This window comes from Pseudomonas imperatae (assembly GCF_057128625.1).
In genome coordinates this window covers 538928-560053 of the sequence record NZ_JBSKHP010000001.1, presented here as the reverse complement: position 1 = coordinate 560053, position 21126 = coordinate 538928, and the positions used below count along the sequence as shown (strand labels likewise).

Below are 21126 nucleotides of genomic sequence, written 5' to 3'. Positions count from 1 at the left end.
CGCCCAAGCGGCCGACGGCCCGGAATAGAAGCGCCTCCGGTTCCGTCTTCCCCGGCTACGCCGTGGACCGCTTGGCCGACGCCTCCAGTCGGCCCTGGCGCTTTATGGGGCACACAATCAAGATCAAGGGCCTCACGGGATCAAGATCAAAAGCGGGTTTGCGGTGCCGCCGTGGCTGTGCTCTGGCTGTGACTGCGTGACTTGCCAAAGTCACTTCTCGATGACTTCCCCACGCATCGGCGCCAACCGCGCAATCAGCCGGTTCTGCGCCGTCACCGGCACGCCCTGGTCTTCCATGGCCTTGATCAGGTCCTCCACCAGCGCGTTGAAATCACTGCGGGTCAGGTGCTGGCCCTTGTGCGACTCGGCCATGGTGTCGCCGGTGTAGGTGCACGGCCCGCCCGCCTCGACGCAGAACTGCTCGATCAGCTTGTCGCGCAGGCGGGTGATGTTGACGTTGCGGAAGTGCTCGACGATGCGCTCGTCGTGGGCGATGTGCAGCAGCATACCCTCGACGATCCGGGTGATGCCGGGCTTGGCGCCCAGGTCGCGGTAGAGGCTGTCGTCCTTGGGCGGCTGGGTGTTGGCGGTGCAGGCGCCGAGCAGCAAGGCGGTGGCAAGCAACAGGCGGCGCATGTCAGTAGCTCCCCTGGATCGACAGGTACGTGCCGTTCTGGTTGTCCAGGGTAGCGATTTCGCCCAGGCGCGCGTAGGCCAGCACCACGGACACGTGTTTGTTGGGGAACCAGCCCACGAACAGGTCGGCCCAGTCGCTCTCGCCGGAGAACGACAGGTTGTCAGGCTTTTCCTTGTACTCCAGGCCCACTGCCCAGCGCGGGTTGAACAGCACCGCCACCGAACCCTCCTTGAGCACGCTGCGGGTGTCGCGGCGGTCGCCGCCAAAGCCCAGCACGCCCAGTTCGTTGGCGCGGCTGTAGCGCAGGTTGCCGTTCACCAGCAGGTCGTAGCCGAACGCGCCGCCGAGGAACAGCCGGCTGGCCGCCAGGTAGCCTTCCACGTCGGAGTCGCGCCTGGCGCCGACCATCTGTGGAATTTCGAAATTGTTGTCGTGCTTGTACTCAAGGCCCAGGGACACCTGGGGCAACTGGTCGTAGATCAGGTCGCCGAACAGCCGCACCTTCACCCCGAAGATATCCTGGCCCAGGCTGCTCTGGGGCAGGTCGAGCTTGTGCCCCAGGGTGCCGAGGTCGAAGCGCTGGTGCGCGTAGGAGACTTCCACGCGGTTGTCGTAGCTGGCCGCCAGGCCCACCACGTCCAGGTTGTAGTCGGGCAGGTCGACGTGGGTACCGAACGCCGTAGCGCCCCACTCGCCCTGCTCGCCGTAGCCGGCCAGCACCGCCCAGGGGTTGATGCCGCCACCCGCGGCGCCATCCAGGCTGGAGGCGCCACCGGTGGCCAACAGGCGCCCCTGGTCCGCCACGGCGACCGAAGACAGGCACAACGAACACAGCAACAGGGACAATCGACGGGTCATATTTCAGTGGACCATGGCAGACAATGAAGGCAGGGGTTGCTTGAGCCAGGCCTCGAAGGCCATGGCGGTAAGCGGGCGGCTGATCAGGTAGCCCTGGGCCGTGTCGCAGTGCCAGCGCTCCAGCAGGCGCAGGCTGTGTTCGTATTCGACGCCCTCGGCCACCACCTTGAGCCCCAGGTTGTGGCTCATCTCGATAGTGGAACGCACAATTACCGCGTCTTCGCTGGTTTCATCCAGGTTGCGCACGAACGACTGGTCGATCTTCAGCTCCTGCACCGGCAGGCGCTTGAGGTGCGCCAGCGACGAGTAGCCGGTGCCGAAGTCGTCCACCGACAGGCTGATGCCACATTCGCGCAGGCGGTACAGCACTTTGAGCGCCGACTCCGGCTCGCGCATGATGGCGCTTTCGGTGATCTCGAAAATCAGCTGCCCGGCCGGCACGTCGTACACCTTGAGCAGCGCCGAGACGCGCTCGGCCAGGTCCTGGCCCAGCAGGTCGTCGGCGGAAATGTTCAGCGACAGCTGCACGCGCAGGCCGCGGCCGTTCCACTCGCTGAGCTGGCGGATACCTTCCTCGATCACCCAGCGGGTCAGGATCTGGATGCTGCCGGTGCGCTCCGCCAGCTCGATGAACTCGCCGGGCGAGACGATGCCCAGTTGCGGGTGGTGCCAGCGCAACAAGGCCTCGGCCTGGCGCACCTGGCCCTGGCGGATGTCCAGCTTGGGTTGGTAGTTGAGCAGCAGCTCGCCGTTGTCGGCGGCGCGGCGCAGGTCGCGGATCAGGCGGATCTGGCGCTGGTGCGCCAGGTCGCGGCCCTGCTCGTAGACCTGCAGGCGGCCGGGCATCTGCGAGGCGTCCTTGAGGGCCACGGCGGCTCGGCCCAGCAGCTCCTCGGCGTTGGCGCCATCGGCGGGGAACGCGGCGATGCCGATGCGGCAGTCCAGGGCCACGTCGTGGCCGTTGAAGCGGTGCGGCTTGAGCAGCAGCTGCTGGAGTTTGTCCGCGCGGGCCACGGCGCTGTCGCTGTCGGTGTGCTCCAGCAGCAGCAGGAATTCGTCGGCGATCAGGTGCGCCAGGGTGTCGCCGGGCGTCAGGGTCGCCTGCAGGCGCTGGCTGACCTGTTTCAACAGGCCGTCGACGAACGCCGGGCCGGCGCCTTCGCTCAGCGCGCGCAGGTTGTCCACGCCCAGGTACAGCAGGGCCATGGGCCGGTTGGCGGCGATGGCGCTGCTCAGGCGTTCCATGGCCAGGGTGCGGTTGGGCAGGCCGGTGAGGCTGTCGTGCAGGGCGTTGTGCGCCAGCTGCAGTTCGCGCTCGGCGATGCCCTCGCGCATGTGGTTGAAGGCCTTGGCCAACACCCCCAGCTCGTCGCGACGCTCCAGGTGCACCGGGCTCTGGTAGTCGCCGTTGCCGATGCGCTGGGCCGCCTGGGCCAGCACTTCCACTGGCTGCGACACGCTGCGCGCCAGCAGCAAGGCGCCGGCCAGGGACGCCGCCAGCGCCGCCAGGGCGATCACCAGGATGGTGTTGTCCAGCGTCGCGAAGGCGTGCAGGGCGTCGTCCAGCGGGCTTTGCAGCAGGGCGATGACCTGGCCGCCGTCGTTGTCATCGAGCATCAGCGGCTGGCTGAGGTAGCGGCGCTGGTCGTGGCTGGCCAGCGACACCTGGTGGCTGGCGCCGTTGGCCAGCATCCACTCGGTAATCGACGGCAGCAGCGCGGGCGGTTGGGTGCTGACCAACGTGCCCAGCTGGCCGCCGTCACGGGACAGGAACGACACCTGCAGGTTGGTCAGGCTGTGCAGTTCCTGGGCCAGCGCGTCGTCCATGACGAAGCCCACCACCACCCGGCCGATGGGCAGCGGCGCCATCACCGGGGCCTCCACCAGCAGGTGCGGTTGGCCCCCCAGGGGCACGATCAGCATGGCCTGGTTCTGCCGCCGCGCATCGCGCAGCGCCTGGTCGAAACGGAACGCCGTGCCATCCGCAAGCCCGGCCACGGTGCTGGCCATGACCTTGCCGTCCATGCCCAGCAGGATCATGTCGCTGGCGCCAATGCGCGAGCCATGGTTGGCCAGGGCCGAGCGAATGGTCGCCGAGTCGCCGCTGGCCACCGCGTCGCGGAAGCCGAAGTCGGCGGCCAGCAGCTGCGCGGCGTCCTTGAGGCGCTTGCCGCGGGCGTCGAGCAGGCGTTCGAATACCCGCGCGCCCAGCTGCAACTGATCGGCAGCCTGGCCCCGCACCGCATCGGTGGTGGCCAGCTTCACCGACAGGGTCAGCGCGGCGATCACCACCAACAGCAAGAGGATGAGCACGCAGGCGATGCGTGCCTGGAAACTACTTCTCAGTTTCACGGACAGCTTTATTGAAGGCATCGCCGAAGCCACTCGTTTCAGGAGCATGGGGGGTGTCGGCCGCAGGCGGCGTCACCGTGAGGTTCCAGGAACGCTGCAGGCCGCTGGCGGCGACGTCGATGGCGCCACCGCTGACGGTCTGCATGTCGGGCAACTGCGGGTGCCACAGGGTGACCTGATAATGGCCTGGCGGCACGTCCAGGCTGAGGCTGCCGTCGGCACCACTGACGGCAAACCATGGATCATCGGTCACGTAGATATAACCCAGCATCCAGTCATGAATGTTGCAACCCAGCACCACTACCCCGGGTTTGTCGAACAGCAGTGGCTTGGTCGGCGTCCCTTCGTACAAGCGTAGTTCGAAACGCTTGGGGGTTGAGAACGAATACACCTGGTGGCGGATGTTGTCGCTGTTGGGGAACTTGATGTTGGTGCCGGTGTGCACGGCCAGCACGTGGGGCACGAACTCCTGCTTGACCTGGTCCATGTCGGCGTTCGGCGCGGCGTTGCCCGGGCCCTGCCCTTGCAGGCTGAGCACCGCGCCCGGCAGCGGCTTGCCGGCGGGGTCGACGATTTGCACCTTCAATGGCGCGGCCACGCACGCGGCGGCCATACCCAGGCCCAGCAGCGTTGCAGCAACATGCTTGAACAATTTCGCCATAGCGGCACCCAAGGTCAGAAATCAGAATGCGCCAGCCTTGGCAATCGCGTGCTCCGGCAGATTAACCGTACCGGACAAAGAGATCACGCGGAAAAAAGAGGCAAATAGCCATCACTGAATTTTCCCGACGAAAGGCGGCGAGCCAGGCCGCGAGAATAGCACTTGAACGTCTATTCCGTGGCCTGCAACACAGCTCATGTGCACGTGCCGGTGGGTATATGAAGGTTATCGTCAGCTTTTGGTAAAGCTGGAGTGCCGCCATTGAAACCACCGGGCATCTGCCCCATCTAACCGCCATAGTCATTTGCGCAGGTGCCCCATGAGCGACCAGCAGGATTTCCCCGAACACCCGAACGAGCAGCCGGACCACGAGCACATCGAGCATTCGCCCCATTCCAGCACCGAGCTGGCCTTGCCCGACCAGAACCTGCCGGACAAGGTCTACATCATCCCGATCCACAACCGGCCGTTCTTCCCGGCCCAGGTGCTGCCGGTCATCGTCAACGAGGAGCCCTGGGCCGAGACCCTCGACCTGGTAGCCAAGGAGCCGCACCACTCGCTGGCGCTGTTCTTCATGGAGACGCCCCAGGACACCCGCCACCTGGACACCTCCAACCTGCCGCTGTACGGCACCCTGGTGAAGATCCACCACGCCAGCCGCGAGAACGGCAAGCTGCAGTTCGTGGCCCAGGGCTTGTCGCGGGTGCGCATCCGCTCCTGGCTCAAGCACCACCGCCCGCCGTACCTGGTGGAAGTCGAATACCCGCACCAGCCGGCCGAGCCCACCGACGAGGTGAAGGCCTACGGCATGGCCCTGATCAACGCGATCAAGGAACTGCTGCCGCTCAACCCGCTGTACAGCGAGGAGCTGAAGAACTACCTCAACCGCTTCAGCCCCAACGACCCGTCGCCGCTCACCGACTTTGCCGCCGCCCTGACTTCGGCCACCGGGGCCGAGCTGCAACAGGTGCTGGACTGCGTGCCGATGCTCAAGCGCATGGAAAAAGTGCTGCCCATGCTGCGCAAGGAAGTGGAAGTGGCGCGGCTGCAGAAAGAGATCTCCGCCGAGGTGAACCGGCAGATCGGCGAGCACCAGCGCGAGTTCTTCCTGAAGGAACAGCTCAAGGTCATCCAGCAGGAGCTGGGCCTGACCAAGGACGACCGCAGCGCCGACCTCGAACAGTTCCAGCAGCGCCTGGAAGGCAAGACCCTGCCCGCCCAGGCGCAGAAGCGCATCGACGAGGAAATGGGCAAGCTGGCCATCCTGGAGACCGGCTCGCCGGAATACGCCGTCACCCGCAATTACCTGGAATGGGCCACCGCCCTGCCCTGGGGCGTGTACGGCAAGGACAAGCTGGACCTCAAGTTCGCCCGCAAGGTAATGGACCAGCACCACGCCGGCCTGGATGACATCAAGAGCCGCATCCTCGAATTCCTCGCCGTGGGCGCCTACAAGGGCGAGATCAGCGGCTCCATCGTGCTGCTGGTGGGCCCGCCGGGCGTGGGCAAGACCAGCGTCGGCAAGTCCATCGCCGAATCCCTGGGGCGGCCGTTCTACCGCTTCAGCGTCGGCGGCATGCGCGACGAGGCCGAGATCAAGGGCCACCGCCGCACCTACATCGGCGCCCAGCCGGGCAAGCTGGTGCAGGCGCTGAAGGACGTGGAGGTGATGAACCCGGTGATCATGCTCGACGAGATCGACAAGATGGGCCAGAGCTACCAGGGCGACCCGGCCTCGGCGCTGCTGGAGACCCTGGACCCGGAACAGAACGTCGATTTCCTCGACCACTACCTGGACCTGCGCCTGGACCTGTCCAAGGTGCTGTTCGTGTGCACCGCCAACACCCTGGACTCCATCCCCGGGCCGTTGCTGGACCGCATGGAAGTGATTCGCCTGTCGGGGTACATCACCGAGGAAAAGCTGGCCATCGCCAAGCGCCACCTGTGGCCCAAGCAGCTGGAAAAGGCCGGCGTCGACAAGAGCAAGCTGAGCATCAGCGACAGCGCCCTGCGCGCGGTCATCGAGGGCTACGCCCGCGAAGCCGGCGTGCGCCAGCTGGAGAAACAGCTGGGCAAGCTGGTGCGCAAGGCCGTGGTGAAACTGCTGGATGAGCCGGACCAGGTCATCAAGCTGGGGCCCAAGGACCTGGAAGCCTCGCTGGGCATGCCGGTGTTCCGCAGCGAGCAGGTGCTGTCGGGCAAGGGCGTGATCACCGGCCTTGCCTGGACCAGCATGGGCGGCGCCACGCTGCCCATCGAGGCCACGCGCATCCACACCCACAACCGCGGCTTCAAGCTGACCGGGCAGTTGGGCGAGGTGATGAAGGAGTCGGCGGAGATCGCCCACAGCTACATCAGCTCCAACCTGAAGCAGTTCGGCGCCGACACCACCTTCTTCGACGAGGCCTTCGTGCACCTGCACGTGCCCGAGGGCGCCACGCCCAAGGACGGCCCAAGCGCCGGCGTGACCATGGCCAGCGCCCTGCTGTCCCTGGCCCGCGACCAGGCGCCGAAGAAAGGCGTGGCCATGACCGGCGAGCTGACCTTGACCGGGCACGTGCTGCCCATTGGCGGGGTGCGCGAGAAAGTCATCGCCGCACGCCGGCAGAAGATCAACGAACTGATCCTGCCGGAGGCCAACCGTGGCAACTTCGAAGAGCTGCCCGATTACCTCAAGCAGGGGCTGACGGTGCACTTCGCCAAGCGCTTCGCTGATGTAGCGAAGGTACTGTTCTAAGTCCGCCGCACGCAATCTGTAGCCGCTGCCGCCAGGCTGCGCTGGCCCTCTGCCTCGCTGAAGATATTCGGTGAACCCCAGGGCCAGCGCAGCCTGCGGCAGCGGCTACAGCTGTGCGCCATGACACACATCTTCGGTTATGCTGGCGGCCATCCCGTTCACCTGGAGCCGTCCATGACCGCTGCCCGCCTCCTCCTGCCTGCCAGCCTTGCGCTGCTGGCCGCTTGCGCCCAGCAACCGACGCACAACGTCGACCTGGCCAAGCAAAGCCAATGTCCCTTGAAACTGGTCACCGGCCAGACCCTGACCCTGGCCCTGCCCAGCAACCCCACCACCGGCTACCGCTGGCTGGTGCAGAACCCTGCGCCCAACGTGCTGCAGGTGCTCAGCCCCGAGGTCTACACCAACCCCGAGGACGCCGGCCTGGTCGGCGCGGCCGGCCAGTCGGTGTGGCGCTTCCAGGCCAAGGCCGCGGGCGACGGGCACTTGCTGCTGGTGTTGCAGCAGCCGTGGGCGCCGGAGGTGAAGCCGGTGCAGGTGTTTGATTGTTCCATCAGCGTCAAATAGCCCTTGTGGGAGCTGGCTTGCCAGCGAGCTTTTAGAGGGTCCCAACAGCTCGCTGGCAAGCCAGCTCCCACAGTCTGTCTATCTCACCTGCAATAAACCGCCAATCCCGGTAAAATCCCGGCCTTCGTTTTTTACCGACCCGCCGGAACCGCCGTGAGCAAAGAACCCGACCGCCTTTTCGCCCAGCCCCTGGCCCAGGTGCCCGACTTCGCCTTCAACGAAGACGTGGTGCGGGTGTTCCCGGACATGATCAAGCGCTCGGTGCCCGGCTACCCGACCATTGTCGAGAACCTCGGCGTGCTGGCCGCGCAGTTCGCCCAGCCGCACACCGCGCTGTACGACCTGGGCAGTTCCCTGGGCGCCGTCACCCAGTCGTTGCGCCGCCACGTGCGCAGCGACGACTGCCGGGTGATCGCCGTGGACAATTCCAGCGCCATGGTCGAGCGCTACCGCGAATACCTCAACGCCCAGGACTCGATGTTCCAGGAGCTGCTGCCGGTGCAGGTCATCGAAGGCGACATCCTCAGCCTGGACTTCGCCCCGGCGTCGGTCATCGCCATGAACTTCACCCTGCAGTTCATCGCCCCCGACCAGCGCCTGGGCCTGCTGCAACGCATCCGCCAGGCCCTGGTGCCGGGCGGCGCGCTGATTCTGTCGGAGAAGCTGCGCTTCGCCGATGAACAGGAACACGAACTGCTCACCGACCTGCACATCGCCTTCAAGCGTGCCAATGGCTACAGCGAACTGGAAATTGCCCAGAAGCGCAGCGCCATCGAGAACGTGATGAAGCCCGACAGCCTGGAGGAAAACCGCGAGCGCCTGCTGGCCGCCGGTTTCTCCAAGGTGGTGCCCTGGTTCCAATGCCTTAACTTTGCCTCGTTGATTGCCCTGCCATGATTGATCTAGCCCCCCTGGTCCGCCGCATGGCGGGCACGCCCCTGGCCAAGTGGAGCGAGGGCCTGCAGGCCCAGCTCGACGCCAAGATGGAAAAAGGCCACGGTGACCTGGAACGCTGGCAAGCGGCCCTGGACGCCCTGCCCGCCCTGGTGCCCAGCGAAGTCGAGCTGGCCAGCAGCCTGACCCTGGACTGCGCCTGCGACGACGCCACCCGCGCACAGATGCGCAGCGCGCTGATGGGCCTGTCGCCCTGGCGCAAGGGCCCGTTCAACCTGTTCGGCGTGCACGTGGACACCGAATGGCGCTCGGACTGGAAATGGTCGCGAGTGGCCCCGCACCTCGACCTCAAGGGCAAGCGCGTGCTGGACGTGGGCTGCGGCAATGGCTACTACCAGTGGCGCATGCTCGGCGCCGGCGCCGACAGCGTCATCGGCGTGGACCCCAACTGGCTGTTCTTCTGCCAGTTCCAGGCCGTGCAGCGCTACCTGCCGGACCTGCCTGCCTGGCACCTGCCGTTCGCCCTCGAAGACCTGCCGGCGAACCTGGAAGGCTTCGACACGGTGTTTTCCATGGGCGTGTTCTACCACCGCCGCTCGCCCATCGAACACCTGCTGGCCCTCAAGGACTGCCTGGTGAAGGGCGGCGAACTGGTGCTGGAAACCCTGGTGGTGGAAGGCGACAAGCACCAGGTGCTGGTGCCCGAGGACCGCTACGCGCAGATGCGCAATGTATGGTTCCTGCCCTCGGTGCCGGCCCTGGAGCTGTGGCTGCGGCGCGCCGGTTTCACTGACATCGAGTGCGTGGACGTGAGCCTGACCACCGTGCAGGAACAGCGCAGCACCGAGTGGATGAAATACCAGTCGCTGGGTGATTTCCTCGACCCCAACGACCACAGCCGCACCATCGAAGGCCTGCCGGCGCCGATGCGCGCGGTGATCAAGGCCCGCAAGTAACCCTCCTGTGGGAGCTGGCTTGCCAGCGAGCTGTGGCTGCCCCGAAAAGCTCGCTGGCAAGCCAGCTCCCACAAGGGTTACACCAACCCGTCGATCATCACCTGCGCGGTGCCCCGGGAGCAGCGCTCCACCCGCCCGCGCACGCCATACACCGCCGCCAGGCTGTCACCATCGATGACCTCGGCCGGCGCCCCATGGGCAATCAACCGCCCGCCCTTGAGCATCAGCACCCGGTCGGTCTGGCGCAGGCTGATGTTGATGTCGTGCAGCACGATCAGGGTCACCATGTTGCGCTCGCGGGTCTCCTGGCCAATCACCTCCATCACGTGAAATTGGTGGTTGAGGTCCAGCGCGCTCAGCGGCTCGTCCAGCAACAGCAGCAGCGGCTTGCGGATCAGCGCCTGGGCCAGGCCCACCAACTGCTTCTGCCCGCCTGACAGCTGGTCGAGGAAGCTCATGGCCAGGTGGGCGATGCCCAGCCGCTCCAGCAGCGCCCGGGCTTCGTCGATGTCCTGCTGGCGCGGGGTGTTGCCACTGGCACGGCGCGCCACCAGCAACGATTCGAACACCCGCAGGTGCACGCTGGCCGGCAGGCTCTGGGGCAGGTACACCACACGCTCGGCGCGGGCGGCGTAGCTGGCCTTGAGCAGGTCGTCGCCTGCCAGCAACACCTGGCCGCTGGCCGGCGTCAGGCCGGCGATGGCCTTGAGCAAGGTGGACTTGCCGCAGCCGTTGGGCCCCAGCAACGCCGTGACCTGGCCCCGGCCGATGCCGGCCAGGGACAGCTGCTCGATGATGCGACGCTTGCCGTAGCTGACGTCCAGTTGCCGTACTTCAAGCATCAGTGGCCTCCGCTGCGGCGCAGCACAATCGACAGGAAGAACGGGATACCCACCAACGAGGTGACGATACCCACCGGAATCAACACCCCAGGGATGATGTTCTTCGACGCCACCGAGGCCAGCGACAGAATCAACGCACCGGCCAGGGCGCTGCCCGGCAGGTAGAAGCGATGGTCCTCGCCGAACAGCAGCCGCGCGATGTGCGGGCCCACCAGGCCGATGAAGCCGATGGTGCCGACGAAGGCCACCGCCAGCGCCGACAGTACGCTGACCCGCAGCAGGGTCCCCAGGCGCAGGCGCTTGACGTCGATGCCGAAGCTGGCCGCGCGGTCTTCACCCAGGCGCAGCGCGGTCAGCTGCCAGGCCCGGCGCAGGGCCAGGGGCAAGGCCACCGCCACGGCCAGCGCCAGCAGGCCGACCTTCATCCAGCTGGCCCGGGCCAGGCTGCCCAAGGTCCAGAACACCAGGGCCTGCAGCGAGTCTTCGGTGGCCACGAACTGAATCAGCGACACCAACGCACCGAAGGTGAAGCCCAGGGCGATGCCGAACAGCACCACCACGCTGGTGTCGGCCTTGCGCCAGCGCGCCAGCAGGTCCAGCGCCAGGGTGGCGATCAAGGCGAAGAGGAAGGCATTGATCGCCACCAGCCACTCGTCCGGCACGCCGGGAATGCCCAGGTTCAGCACAATCGCCAACGCTGCGCCAAACGCCGCGGCATGGGACACGCCCAGGGTGAACGGGCTGGCCAACGGGTTGTTGAGGATGGTCTGCATCTCGGCGCCGGCCAGGCCCAGGGCGGCGCCCACCAGCACTGCCATCAGCGCCTGGGGCAGGCGAATGCTCCAGACGATCACCTGCTGGCCGGGGTTCACCGAGGCCTTGTGCACCAGGGTCTGCCACAGGTCGTGCAAGGTCAGGCCCGATGGCCCGAGGGTGAAGTCCAGCAGCAGCGAGGCGACGATGGCCACCGCGAACAGCCCCAGCAGCACCAGGCGCCGGCGCAGCACGCGCTGGTAGTCGTCGGTGATCGCCTGCTGCGTTGCAACCTCCATGTTCATGGCGCAGCCTTCAGGTCGGCCCAGAAGGCGCCGCTGATGTCTTCAGGCAACATTTTCTGCAGCTCCGCCTGGGTCTTCAGCGGGTCGAGGTCCTTGAACTGTTGCGGGTAGAACCACTTGGCCATGGCTTCCACCGCCATGATGTTCAGCGGCGAATTGTAGAAGTTGTGCCACAGGCCATGCACCCGGCCTTCGCGCACGGCCGTCAGGCTGTTGATGCCTTCGCGGGCCACCAGCGGCTGCATGCTGGCGCGGGCATTGGCCACGCTCACGCCGATACCGGCCTTGTAGCCAGGGTCGGTGGCGGTGTTGTCGCGGGTGCCGTCGACCAGATAGAAGCGTGGATCGGTGGCGATGAGTTTTTCCAGATTGATATCGCCAATGATCCCCGGCAGCAACCCGACAGCAATGTTGTTGCCGCCAGCCGCCTCGATGAAGTCGCCCATGTTGCCGTTGCCGGCAGTGTGGCAGCAGGCAACGCCACCCTTGCCCACCCCTGCGAGCATCTCGAGGAACACAGTGGGGCGTTGTTCATGGGGAATGGCGTTGACCACATCCTGCACGCGCTTGAGGTGCTGCTGGTAGAAATCGATGTAGGCCTGGGCCTGTGGCTCGCGGTGCAGCACCTTGCCCAGCAGGCGCATGCTGGGCACGGTGTTCTGCATCGGGTGCTGGCGGAAGTCGATGAACACCACCGGCACGCCGGCGTCCTGCAGCTGCTTGACGATGGGGTTGTCCAGGCTCGGGCCATGGCCGGCGATGCCGAAGATGGCCACGTCGGGGTTCAGCGCCAGGACCTTCTCGGCGCTGACGCTGGCTTCGGAGGTGGTGCCGATGGTCGGCACCTTGGCGATGGCCGGGTAAATGGCCTTGAAGGCGTCGTAGCCGGGCTTGTCCACCGAGCTCAGCTCACCCTGCCAGCCGGCCACGCGCTGGAACGGCTGCTTGCCTTCCAGCAGCGCCATGGCGTAGATCATCCGCCCCTCGCCCAGCAGCACGTGCTGGGGGTTGTCCGGCACCTGCACCGTGCGCCCGGCGATGTCGGTGACCGTCTGCGCCAGCAGCAACGGGCTGAACAGGCTCAGGGCCAGGGCGGCCAGCAGGCCTTTGGCGCGGGTGGAACGGGTTGCACGGCGTTGCATCGGGACACCTCGGTCGGATGAAAAACGCCGCCGATTTTAACTGCCAATGATTCTTAACTCCGTGAAACATGTGTCAGGTGTGGCTCACACCAGCACGCTGCGGTCGAACACGAACACCTTGCCCGGCTCCGGGCGGTGCTCGAGCAGGGTCTGCGGGCGGCCCATGGGCGGGCGGTTCTTTTCCCCGGTGTCGACGATCCAGCCCTTGTCCTTCATGCGTTCCAGGCGCCCGCGCAAGGTGGTGTGCTGCACCGCCTGGCCCAGGCTGGCCTCGAACGCGGCCAGGGCCTCGGTGACGGTGAAGCGCGGCTGCAGCAGGTGCAGCGGCAAGGCCGTGTACACCGCCTTCGCCGACAGGCGGGCGTGGGCCTGGGCCACCAGCTCGGCGTGGTCGAAGGGCAGCGCCGGGATGGCGTCCAGGGCGAAGAAGCGCAGGTCATCGCCTTCCAGCGCCGTGGTCGGGCACAGCAGCGCCAGGTAAATGGTGCTCATGGACCAGCCACGCGGGTCGCGGCTGGCGCTGCCCACGGTGGCCACCTGCTCCAGGTGGCGTGGCACTACCCGCGCCTTCTCGTCCAGGGCGCGGGTGGCGGCGGCGTCCAGGCTGGCATCGGCGCAGCGGCCGTTCACCAGCACGCCGGGCAGCGCCCACTGGTCCTTGAACGGCTCGCGGGCGCGGCGAATCAGCAGCAGCTCCAGGCGCTGCTGCGGGTTGAGGCGCAGGGCGACGATGTCGACGCTGGCCAGTATCTGCGCGTTGTTCATGGGTGGCAGGTCCTGTTGGGGTGCGGCTGATGGCCCTATCGCGAGCAAGCTCGGCTCCTACAGCGTACACGCCGTCCCGTAGGAGCCGAGCTTGCTCGCGATGAGGCCCGCAGCTTCGATGCAAATTTCTGCTTGACCACATATTACATCAGGTGGAATATGTAGTCACGCACAGCGAAGCAAGGAGTTGCCCCATGAAGATCGCCAGTTTCGACATCGACGCCCAGAAAGGCTTCACCCCCCTCTGCCCGGCCGAGCTGCCGGTGCCCGAAGGCCATCTGATCGGTGCGGCGCTCAACCACCTGGCCAGCTTCGCCAGCCTGCGCCTGGGCAGCAAGGACGCCCACTCGCCGCAAGCGGCCTGGGTGGTCGACAGCCCGGAAAAAATGCTCCAGCCGCTGGCCCTGCCCAACGCCGACATCACCTGGGTCAGCCACTGCGTGCCCGGCACCACCGGCTTCGAGCTGCTGGACGAGCTACCCAAGCCGCTGGACTACGATTTCTTCGTGTGGAAAGGCATCGAGCCCGACCTGCACCCCTACGGCGCCTGCTACCACGACCTGGCCGACACCCGCAGCACCGGCGCCATCGAGTTCCTGCGCCAGCAGGCGGTGGGCTTCGTGCTGGTAGGCGGCCTGGCGCTGGACTACTGCGTGAAGACCACTGCCCTGCAGCTGCGCAACGCCGGCTTCCGCGTCGGCGTGTACCTGCCCGCCTGCCGCGCCATCGCCGAAGCCACTGCCACCGCCGCCTGCCAGCAGATGCAGGCCGCGGGCATCGAACTCTATGCCAGCGCCGCTGAACTGGCCGCTGCCGTGAACAAGGAGGCCTGAGCATGGCCGAGAGCGTATTTGCCGACCGTATCGTGCAGAACCTGCTGGACACCGACTTCTACAAACTGACGATGATGCAGGCGGTGCTGCACAACTACCCCAACGCCGAGGTGGAGTGGGAGTTCCGCTGCCGCAACGCCGAGGACCTGACCCCGTACCTGGCCGAGATCCGCTACCAGATAGAGCGCCTGGCCGACATTTCCATCACTCATGACCAGCTGGCGTTTCTCGAACGCATTCCGTTCATGAAGCCGGACTTCATCCGCTTCCTCAGCCTGTTCCGCTTCAACCTGCGCTACGTGCACACCAGCGTCGAGGCCGGCCAGCTGTGCATTCGCCTGCGCGGGCCGTGGCTGCACGTGATCCTCTACGAGATCCCGCTGCTGGCGATCATCAGCGAGGTGCGCAACCGGCAGCGCTACGGCAATATCGTCATGGAGCAGGCCAGCGAGCAGCTGTACAAGAAGCTCGACTGGCTCAAGGGCGAAGCCAGCGCCAGCGAACTGGCCGGCTTCCAGCTGGCCGACTTCGGCACCCGCCGGCGCTTCAGCTACCGGGTGCAGGAAGAGGTGGTGCACATCCTCAAGCGCGACTTCCCCGGCCGTTTCGTCGGCACCAGCAACGTGCACCTGGCCCGCGAACTGGACGTGAAGCCCATCGGCACCATGGCCCACGAGTGGTTCATGGCCCACCAGCAACTGGGCCCGCGCCTCATCGACAGCCAGATCGCCGCCCTCGACTGCTGGGTGCGCGAATACCGTGGCCTGCTGGGTATCGCCCTGACCGACTGCATCACCATGAATGCCTTCCTCAAGGACTTCGACCTGTACTTCGCCAAGCTCTTCGACGGCCTGCGCCACGATTCCGGCGACCCGCTGCAGTGGGCGGAAAAGGCCATCCAACACTATGAAAGCCTGGGCATCGACCCGCTGAGCAAAACCCTGATCTTCTCCGACGGCCTGAACCTGCCCAAGGCGCTGGAACTGTATAGAGCGCTGCACGGGCGGATCAATGTAAGCTTCGGCATCGGCACCAACCTGACCTGCGACATACCCGGGGTCGAGCCCATGAACATCGTGATCAAGATGACCGCCTGCAACGGCCATCCGGTGGCGAAGATTTCCGATACGCCGGGCAAGACCCAGTGCCTGGACGAGAACTTCGTCACCTACCTCAAACATGTATTTCGCGTCTGAATCGCACCCTCAGGAGTTCGACATGAGCAACCGTCAAATCGAAATCGCCCAGGCCCTCAACGTGGTGCCGCCCTTCGCCGACGCTGCCGCGCTGGAAGCGGAAATCGACCGTCGCAAGGCCTTCATCAAGCAATGCCTGCGCAACGCCCACGTCAAGGTGCTGGTGCTGGGCATCAGCGGCGGCGTCGACTCGCTGACCGCCGGCCGCCTGGCCCAGCTGTCGGTGGAAGAACTGCGCGCCGAAACCGGCGACCAGGGCTATAAATTCATCGCCGTGCGCCTGCCGTACAACATCCAGCACGACGAGCACGACGCCGCCGCCTCGATGCAGTTCATCCGCGCCGACGTGGAAGACACCGTGAACATCGCCGGCGCCGTGCTGGGCCTGTCCGAGCAGGTCGCCCACCTGCACGGCCTCACCGACGCCCGCCGTGACTTCGTCATCGGCAACACCAAGGCGCGCATCCGCATGGTGGCCCAGTACACCATCGCCAACGCCAACAACGGCCTGGTGATCGGCACCGACCACGCCGCCGAGGCGGTGATGGGCTTCTTCACCAAATTCGGCGACGGCGCCTGCGACCTGGCCCCGCTCAGCGGCCTGGTGAAGCACCAGGTACGGGCCATTGCCCGGCACCTGGGCGCGCCGGAAAACCTGGTGGAAAAAGTGCCCACCGCCGACCTCGAGGAGCTGCGCCCAGGCAAGCCCGACGAAGAGGCCCACGGCGTCACCTACGCGCAGATCGACGCCTTCCTGCACGGCCTGAAGGTGAGCGACGAGGCCTACGCCATCATCGTCCGCACCTACGACAACAGCCAGCACAAGCGCGAGCTGCCGTTCGCGCCTTAACCCGCCAGCACGTGCTGGCCGCGCTCCTTGAGCAAGGCCAGCAGCACCTGCGCCGCCGGCGACAGGTAGCCATCGATGCGCACCGTGACCCCCATGGTGCGCGTCACCGTGGTCTCCGCCAGCTCCACCTCGCGCAGCAGGTTCATGCCAATGCCATGCTCCAGCGACTCACGCGAGAAGAAACTGAGCAGGTGCGTGTGGGCGATCAGCCGCGGCAGTACCGACACCGTGTTGCTCTCCACCTGTACCACCGGCGGCGGCAGCTCGCGGCTGCTGAACAGGTTGTCCAGCCAGCGCCGCGACGACACCGTGGGCCCAGGCAGCACCCAGCGGTAACGGTTGAGGTCGGCCAGGGTGTAGGGGCCGTCGAAGATCGGGTGGCTGGCGCTGGCCACCACCACCGCCTCGTCGCGCAGCAGCGGGTAGCTGGCCAGCGGCCCTTCGCTGGCGATGAACGAACTGATGATCAGGTCCAGGCGCCCCGCCACCAGCGATTCGCGCAGCACGTCGTCCTGGCCGATGGTCAGGTTCAGGGTGATGTCCGGCGCCCGTTCCAGGAGTGCCGCGGTCAGCTGCGGCAGCAGGTGGTCGGCCATGGACGCGGCGCAGCCCAGGCGAATGGTGCCCACCGTGCCGCTGGCGAAGTCCTTCACCTCGCGCTCGGTCTCGGCGATGCTATGGCGCAGCTCGCGGCCACGGGCCAGCAGCAGCTCGCCGACGTCGGTGAGCTTGATGCCGCGGCCCTCGCGCCGGAACAGTTGGGTGCCCAGGGATTCTTCCAGGCGCTGGATGCTCTTGGTCAGCGCCGGCTGGCTCCGGTTGAGCTTATCGGCGGCCCGGCCCAGGTGGCCGAGCTCGGCGATGGTTTCAAAGTAGGTGAGGTCGCGCAGGTCCATAATTCATAACCGCCAGTTATCGTTTCATCAGTATTAGAAAATAGACTTGATCGGTTGCCAGGTCGATAATTCTTCCGCGTCCTGCCTTGACCAGGGCGCCTGGAGACTTGAAACCGTGTCGCGTGCCCCTTCCCTCGCTCTACGCTACTGGCCCACCTGGGCCCAGTGGTTCGCCCTGATCATCCTTGCCGGCAGCGCCGGCCAATTGCTCAACCACCTGCAACTGCCCGCCGGGCAATTCGTCGGCCCCATGCTGGTGGCCATCGGCTTCGGCGTCTGCGGCACCACCCTGCGCATCCACCGCCAGGCGTTCCGCCTGTGCCAGGGCACCATCGGCCTGCTGGTGGCGCACTCCATCAGCATGGCCGTGCTGACCGCCGTGGTGCAGTCCTGGCCGGTGATGCTGTTCGCCACCGCCCTCACCGTGCTGCTGAGCACCGCAGTGGGCCTGGTGATGGCCCGCTACGGTGGCATCGGCGCCCGCACCGCGGCCTGGGGCACCTCGCCGGGGGCAGCCTCGGCCATGGTCTCGATGGCCGAGGACAACGGCGCCGATGGCCGCATCGTCGCCACCATGCAGTACGTGCGGGTGGTGTGCGTGGTGATGATCGGCGCGCTGGTCAGCCGCCTGCTGGGCGCCGACGGCAGCGGCACCCAGGCCCATGGCGCGGTGGTCAGCCTGCAGGGCGCGCCGCTACTGGACCTGGCGCTGAGCCTGGCGGTGATCGTCATCGGCGTGCTGCTGGGCACGCGCCTGCCGGCCGGCGCCCTGCTGGGGCCGTTGCTGCTGGGCGGCGTGCTGCAGCTGTGCGGGCTGATCCACATCGTGCTGCCAGCGCCGGTGCTGAGCCTGGCCTATGCCACGGTAGGCTGCTACGTGGGCCTGCGTTTCGACCGCACCACCATCCGCTACGTGTTCAAGCGCCTGCCGGCGATGATCAGCGGCTCGCTGCTGCTGATCGTGCTGTGCGCACTGTCGGCGTGGCTGGTGGCAGACCTGCTGGGCAAGGACTTCCTTTCGGTGTACCTGGCCACCAGCCCGGGCGGCCTGGACTCCATGGCAATCATCGCGGTGGACACCCATTCGGACGTAGGGCTGGTGCTGGCGATGCAAACGCTGCGGTTGTTCGGGGTGATCGTGACCGGCGCGTGGCTGGCGCGGTGGGTGATTCGGTTGTCGGAGCGCTAGGCCGTATTGATTTCACTCCAAAGGAATGAAATCAATACGAAATGAACCGAGCGTCCGGCTTATCGAGCGATACCGGACCTCGGTGGCTTTGGAGCCGTAATGATTTCATTGCACTCTTAAAGACGTAAAACCGTAAATAATTGATTTATAACGATTTAATTTCTGGCACTGCCCTTGCTCTGTTCAACCTCATTCCAAACAGAACACAAGGACCGCGCCATGTTCTCCAAAAGCCTCACCCTCGCCGATTTCGACCCCGCCCTGCACGACGCCATCGCCCTGGAGGCGCGCCGCCAGGAGCAGCACATCGAGCTGATCGCTTCCGAGAACTACACCAGCCCGCAGGTCATCGAGGCCCAGGGCTCGGTGTTGACCAACAAATACGCCGAAGGCTACCCGGGCAAGCGCTACTACGGCGGCTGTGAGTTCGTCGACGTGGTCGAGCAACTGGCCATCGACCGCGCCAGGCAGTTGTTCGGCGCCGATTACGCCAACGTGCAGCCGCACTCGGGCAGCCAGGCCAACGCCGCGGTGTTCCTGGCCCTGCTGCAACCGGGCGACACGGTGCTGGGCATGAGCCTGGCCCACGGCGGGCACCTGACCCACGGCGCCAAGGTGAGCTTCAGCGGCAAGCTGTACAACGCCGTGCAGTACGGCATCGACGACCAGGGCCTGATCGACTACGACGAGATGGAACGCCTGGCCGTGGAGCACCAGCCAAAGATGCTGATTGCCGGTTTCTCGGCCTATTCGCGCACCCTGGACTTCGCCCGCTTCCGCGCCATCGCCGACAAGGTCGGCGCCTACCTGTTCGTCGACATGGCCCACGTCGCCGGGCTGGTGGCCGCCGGCCTGTACCCCAACCCGCTGCCTTACGCCGACGTGGTCACCACCACCACGCACAAGACCCTGCGCGGCCCGCGCGGCGGCCTGATCCTGGCGCGCAGCAACCCGGCGCTGGAGAAGAAGCTCGACTCGGCGGTGTTCCCCGGCGGCCAGGGCGGCCCGCTGATGCACGTCATCGCCGGCAAGGCGGTGTGCTTCAAGGAGGCGCTGGCGCCCGGATTCAAGGCGTATCAACAGCAGGTCATCGACAACGCCCAAGCCATGGCCGCGGTGTTCGTTGACCGTGGCTACGATGTGGTGTCCGGCGGCACCGACAACCACCTGTTCCTGGTCAGCCTGATCCGCCACGGCCTCACCGGCAAGGACGCCGACGCCGCCCTGGGCCGCGTGCACATCACCGTCAACAAGAACGCCGTGCCCAACGACCCGCAGTCGCCGTTCGTGACCTCGGGCCTGCGCATCGGCACCCCGGCGGTCACCACCCGCGGCTTCGGTACCGCCGAGTGCACGCGCCTGGCCGGCTGGATCTGCGACGTGCTGGATCATTTGGGCGATGCCGACGTGGAAGCCGAGGTAGCCGCCCAGGTTGCGGCACTAAGCCGCGACTTCCCGGTATACGGCCGCTAGTCGGGCCGGGTTGCCCTCTGGCACACTTCGCCCGGAAGAACTGCCAAGTAGGGCAACCTAGCAGGCCTGCGGGCCCATGTCGGGAATAACAATGAAACTGCATCAACTTCGCGCTTTAGTCTCCATCCACGAAACCGGTAGCCTGCAAGACGCCTCGCAAGTGCTGCACCTGACCCAGTCGGCCCTGAGCCGCGCCATCAAGGAGCTCGAAAACGAGCTGGGCATTACCTTGCTGGTGCGCTCCAACAAGGGCATGACCCTCACCGAATACGGCCAGCGCATGCTCGGCCACGCCCGCCAGGCACTGGAAAGCGTGCGCCGCGCGCGCCAGGAAATCGAAGACATGAAGGGCCTGGTGGTGAGCGAGATCACCATCGGCGTGACGCCCGTCACCGCTTTGCTGCAGCCGCTCAAGCAGAGCCTGGTGGACTTCCAGCACAGCTACCCCAACGCCACGCTGAAGGTGCTGGAAATGCGCCCCACCCAGCTGCTGCAGCACCTGCGCGACGGCCTGCTGGACTTTGCCCTGACCTCCCAGGTGCCGGCCAACGCCGTGGGCCTGGACTGGCAGCCGCTGTGCCGCATTCCCGGCGTGGTGGTGGTGCGCAAGGACCACCCGCTGCGCATGGTGCGCTCGCTGCGGTTGTTGCAGCAGGCGCACTGGATCAGCGTCGACCCGCTCACCGACAGCCAGTCGCAGTTCAACCAGCTGTTCGAAGGCAGTGCCCTGGGCCGCCCGCGCAAGGTGTTCGAGTGCACGGCCATGAACCTGGCGATCAAGATGCTGATCGACAGCGACGCGGTGATGATCATGAGCCAGCCGGCACTGGGGCATGACTTGGTGGGCCTGAGCGACATGTCCAAGCACCTGCTGAAGGTCGACATCCAGGAACCGGTGCCCGAATATTCGGTGAACCTGGTGTGCGTGAACCGCAGCTACCTGACCAAGACCGCAGGGCAGCTGTTTGCCCAGTTGCAGGAACAACTGGCCAACAAACCCGCCATCGTCTAATCCGTAACAACGATATCGGGTGGGAGCTGGCTTGCCAGCGAGCTTTTGGCACTTGAACAGCTCGCTGGCAAGCCAGCTCCCACAAAAACGATCCGGCATCCCAATGGAGCATTGCGCAAGGGGTTGCACGGCGCGCTGGATGAGGCGGGTGGGGGCTCTGCCACGGGGTTTGTTCTGATACGCAAATGCCGGCGCCCTATCTGGAGAG

At 66.1% G+C, this 21126-nt stretch carries 19 protein-coding genes; 10 read left to right on the top strand and 9 right to left on the bottom strand.

The window, feature by feature from the left end:
* Positions 1–210: 210 nt before the first annotated feature.
* The 4 genes from ACWKWX_RS02595 to ACWKWX_RS02580 are packed head-to-tail and all read right to left on the bottom strand — an operon-like array spanning position 211 to position 4508.
* A complete protein-coding gene (locus ACWKWX_RS02595; protein ID WP_416426577.1) occupies positions 211–636 on the bottom strand; it encodes a group I truncated hemoglobin in 426 nt (141 codons plus the stop codon).
* A gap of 1 nt (position 637) precedes the next feature.
* Complete coding sequence (locus tag ACWKWX_RS02590; protein ID WP_416426579.1) at positions 638–1495, bottom strand: DUF3034 family protein; 858 nt, start codon at positions 1493–1495, stop codon at positions 638–640.
* A 3-nt stretch (positions 1496–1498) separates the two neighbouring features.
* Entirely contained in the window at positions 1499–3847 is a 2349-nt protein-coding gene (locus tag ACWKWX_RS02585) for a putative bifunctional diguanylate cyclase/phosphodiesterase (RefSeq protein ID WP_473004320.1), read from the bottom strand.
* Complete coding sequence (locus ACWKWX_RS02580; protein WP_416426583.1) at positions 3831–4508, bottom strand: methylamine utilization protein; 678 nt, start codon at positions 4506–4508, stop codon at positions 3831–3833. Before ACWKWX_RS02580 ends, ACWKWX_RS02585 begins: the two co-directional genes overlap by 17 nt.
* A 319-nt stretch (positions 4509–4827) precedes the next feature.
* On the opposite strand from ACWKWX_RS02580, the gene lon reads away from it, so the two are divergent.
* The 4 genes from lon to cmoB all read left to right on the top strand — a co-directional run bounded on the left by lon (position 4828) and on the right by cmoB (position 9662).
* Positions 4828–7245 (top strand): endopeptidase La, encoded by a 2418-nt coding sequence (gene lon / locus ACWKWX_RS02575; RefSeq protein ID WP_416426585.1) that lies wholly within the window; start codon positions 4828–4830, stop codon positions 7243–7245.
* A 174-nt stretch (positions 7246–7419) separates the two neighbouring features.
* Entirely contained in the window at positions 7420–7812 is a 393-nt protein-coding gene (locus tag ACWKWX_RS02570; RefSeq protein WP_416426586.1) for a protease inhibitor I42 family protein, read from the top strand.
* A 153-nt stretch (positions 7813–7965) separates the two neighbouring features.
* The gene (gene cmoA / locus ACWKWX_RS02565) at positions 7966–8709 is read left to right on the top strand and encodes a carboxy-S-adenosyl-L-methionine synthase CmoA (RefSeq protein ID WP_483826949.1); all 744 of its coding nucleotides are present in this window, start codon (positions 7966–7968) and stop codon (positions 8707–8709) included.
* Entirely contained in the window at positions 8706–9662 is a 957-nt protein-coding gene (gene cmoB, locus ACWKWX_RS02560; protein ID WP_416426588.1) for a tRNA 5-methoxyuridine(34)/uridine 5-oxyacetic acid(34) synthase CmoB, read from the top strand. The genes cmoA and cmoB overlap by 4 nt, the downstream gene beginning before the upstream one ends.
* Positions 9663–9739: 77 nt before the next feature.
* Here the strand turns inward: cmoB and ACWKWX_RS02555 are convergent, their stop codons facing one another.
* The 4 genes from ACWKWX_RS02555 to ACWKWX_RS02540 all read right to left on the bottom strand — a co-directional run bounded on the left by ACWKWX_RS02555 (position 9740) and on the right by ACWKWX_RS02540 (position 13469).
* The gene (locus ACWKWX_RS02555) at positions 9740–10504 is read right to left on the bottom strand and encodes an ABC transporter ATP-binding protein (protein ID WP_483826948.1); all 765 of its coding nucleotides are present in this window, start codon (positions 10502–10504) and stop codon (positions 9740–9742) included.
* Complete coding sequence (locus ACWKWX_RS02550; protein ID WP_483826947.1) at positions 10504–11562, bottom strand: FecCD family ABC transporter permease; 1059 nt, start codon at positions 11560–11562, stop codon at positions 10504–10506. The genes ACWKWX_RS02555 and ACWKWX_RS02550 overlap by 1 nt, the downstream gene beginning before the upstream one ends.
* Positions 11559–12704: an ABC transporter substrate-binding protein gene (locus tag ACWKWX_RS02545; protein ID WP_483826946.1), complete on the bottom strand. Its 1146-nt coding sequence runs from the start codon at positions 12702–12704 to the stop codon at positions 11559–11561. The genes ACWKWX_RS02550 and ACWKWX_RS02545 overlap by 4 nt, the downstream gene beginning before the upstream one ends.
* Positions 12705–12788: 84 nt before the next feature.
* Positions 12789–13469 carry an NUDIX hydrolase gene (locus ACWKWX_RS02540; RefSeq protein ID WP_416426593.1) on the bottom strand — a complete coding sequence of 227 codons (681 nt, stop codon included), beginning with the start codon at positions 13467–13469 and terminating at the stop codon, positions 12789–12791.
* A gap of 194 nt (positions 13470–13663) precedes the next feature.
* Here ACWKWX_RS02540 and ACWKWX_RS02535 point away from each other — a divergent pair, with 194 nt between their 5' ends.
* Genes ACWKWX_RS02535 through nadE form a run of 3 tightly spaced genes read left to right on the top strand, consistent with a single transcriptional unit; the run spans position 13664 to position 16348 of the window.
* Complete coding sequence (locus tag ACWKWX_RS02535; protein ID WP_473004327.1) at positions 13664–14302, top strand: isochorismatase family protein; 639 nt, start codon at positions 13664–13666, stop codon at positions 14300–14302.
* Between the two features lie 2 nt (positions 14303–14304).
* Positions 14305–15498, top strand: a complete 1194-nt coding sequence (gene pncB / locus ACWKWX_RS02530; RefSeq protein ID WP_416426596.1) for a nicotinate phosphoribosyltransferase — start codon at positions 14305–14307, stop codon at positions 15496–15498.
* A gap of 22 nt (positions 15499–15520) precedes the next feature.
* Complete coding sequence (nadE, locus tag ACWKWX_RS02525; protein WP_473004330.1) at positions 15521–16348, top strand: NAD(+) synthase; 828 nt, start codon at positions 15521–15523, stop codon at positions 16346–16348.
* Here the strand turns inward: nadE and ACWKWX_RS02520 are convergent.
* Positions 16345–17244 (bottom strand): LysR family transcriptional regulator, encoded by a 900-nt coding sequence (locus ACWKWX_RS02520; RefSeq protein ID WP_483826945.1) that lies wholly within the window; start codon positions 17242–17244, stop codon positions 16345–16347. The genes nadE and ACWKWX_RS02520 overlap by 4 nt on opposite strands.
* A 115-nt stretch (positions 17245–17359) precedes the next feature.
* On the opposite strand from ACWKWX_RS02520, the gene ACWKWX_RS02515 reads away from it, so the two are divergent.
* The 3 genes from ACWKWX_RS02515 (at position 17360) to ACWKWX_RS02505 (ending at position 20918) form a co-directional block, all read left to right on the top strand.
* On the top strand, positions 17360–18433 hold the full coding sequence (locus ACWKWX_RS02515; protein ID WP_473004333.1) for an AbrB family transcriptional regulator: 1074 nt from the start codon (positions 17360–17362) through the stop codon (positions 18431–18433).
* A gap of 219 nt (positions 18434–18652) precedes the next feature.
* The gene (glyA, locus tag ACWKWX_RS02510) at positions 18653–19906 is read left to right on the top strand and encodes a serine hydroxymethyltransferase (protein ID WP_483826944.1); all 1254 of its coding nucleotides are present in this window, start codon (positions 18653–18655) and stop codon (positions 19904–19906) included.
* Positions 19907–19997: 91 nt separating this feature from the next.
* Entirely contained in the window at positions 19998–20918 is a 921-nt protein-coding gene (locus ACWKWX_RS02505) for a LysR family transcriptional regulator (protein WP_416426601.1), read from the top strand.
* Positions 20919–21126 lie beyond the last annotated feature (208 nt).

Bases quoted from the DNA above. Each gene is read 5' to 3' on its own strand.
- ACWKWX_RS02555 (WP_483826948.1), bottom strand. From the start codon at position 10,504: ATGCTTGAAGTACGGCAACTGGACGTCAGCTACGGCAAGCGTCGCATC.
- ACWKWX_RS02540 (WP_416426593.1), bottom strand. From the start codon at position 13,469: ATGAACAACGCGCAGATACTGGCCAGCGTCGACATCGTCGCCCTGCGC.
- ACWKWX_RS02570 (WP_416426586.1), top strand. From the start codon at position 7,420: ATGACCGCTGCCCGCCTCCTCCTGCCTGCCAGCCTTGCGCTGCTGGCC.
- ACWKWX_RS02520 (WP_483826945.1), bottom strand. From the start codon at position 17,244: ATGGACCTGCGCGACCTCACCTACTTTGAAACCATCGCCGAGCTCGGC.
- lon (WP_416426585.1), top strand. From the start codon at position 4,828: ATGAGCGACCAGCAGGATTTCCCCGAACACCCGAACGAGCAGCCGGAC.
- ACWKWX_RS02505 (WP_416426601.1), top strand. From the start codon at position 19,998: ATGAAACTGCATCAACTTCGCGCTTTAGTCTCCATCCACGAAACCGGT.
- ACWKWX_RS02550 (WP_483826947.1), bottom strand. From the start codon at position 11,562: ATGAACATGGAGGTTGCAACGCAGCAGGCGATCACCGACGACTACCAG.
- ACWKWX_RS02595 (WP_416426577.1), bottom strand. From the start codon at position 636: ATGCGCCGCCTGTTGCTTGCCACCGCCTTGCTGCTCGGCGCCTGCACC.
- ACWKWX_RS02590 (WP_416426579.1), bottom strand. From the start codon at position 1,495: ATGACCCGTCGATTGTCCCTGTTGCTGTGTTCGTTGTGCCTGTCTTCG.
- ACWKWX_RS02580 (WP_416426583.1), bottom strand. From the start codon at position 4,508: ATGGCGAAATTGTTCAAGCATGTTGCTGCAACGCTGCTGGGCCTGGGT.
- nadE (WP_473004330.1), top strand. From the start codon at position 15,521: ATGAGCAACCGTCAAATCGAAATCGCCCAGGCCCTCAACGTGGTGCCG.
- ACWKWX_RS02545 (WP_483826946.1), bottom strand. From the start codon at position 12,704: ATGCAACGCCGTGCAACCCGTTCCACCCGCGCCAAAGGCCTGCTGGCC.
- ACWKWX_RS02535 (WP_473004327.1), top strand. From the start codon at position 13,664: ATGAAGATCGCCAGTTTCGACATCGACGCCCAGAAAGGCTTCACCCCC.
- glyA (WP_483826944.1), top strand. From the start codon at position 18,653: ATGTTCTCCAAAAGCCTCACCCTCGCCGATTTCGACCCCGCCCTGCAC.
- pncB (WP_416426596.1), top strand. From the start codon at position 14,305: ATGGCCGAGAGCGTATTTGCCGACCGTATCGTGCAGAACCTGCTGGAC.
- cmoB (WP_416426588.1), top strand. From the start codon at position 8,706: ATGATTGATCTAGCCCCCCTGGTCCGCCGCATGGCGGGCACGCCCCTG.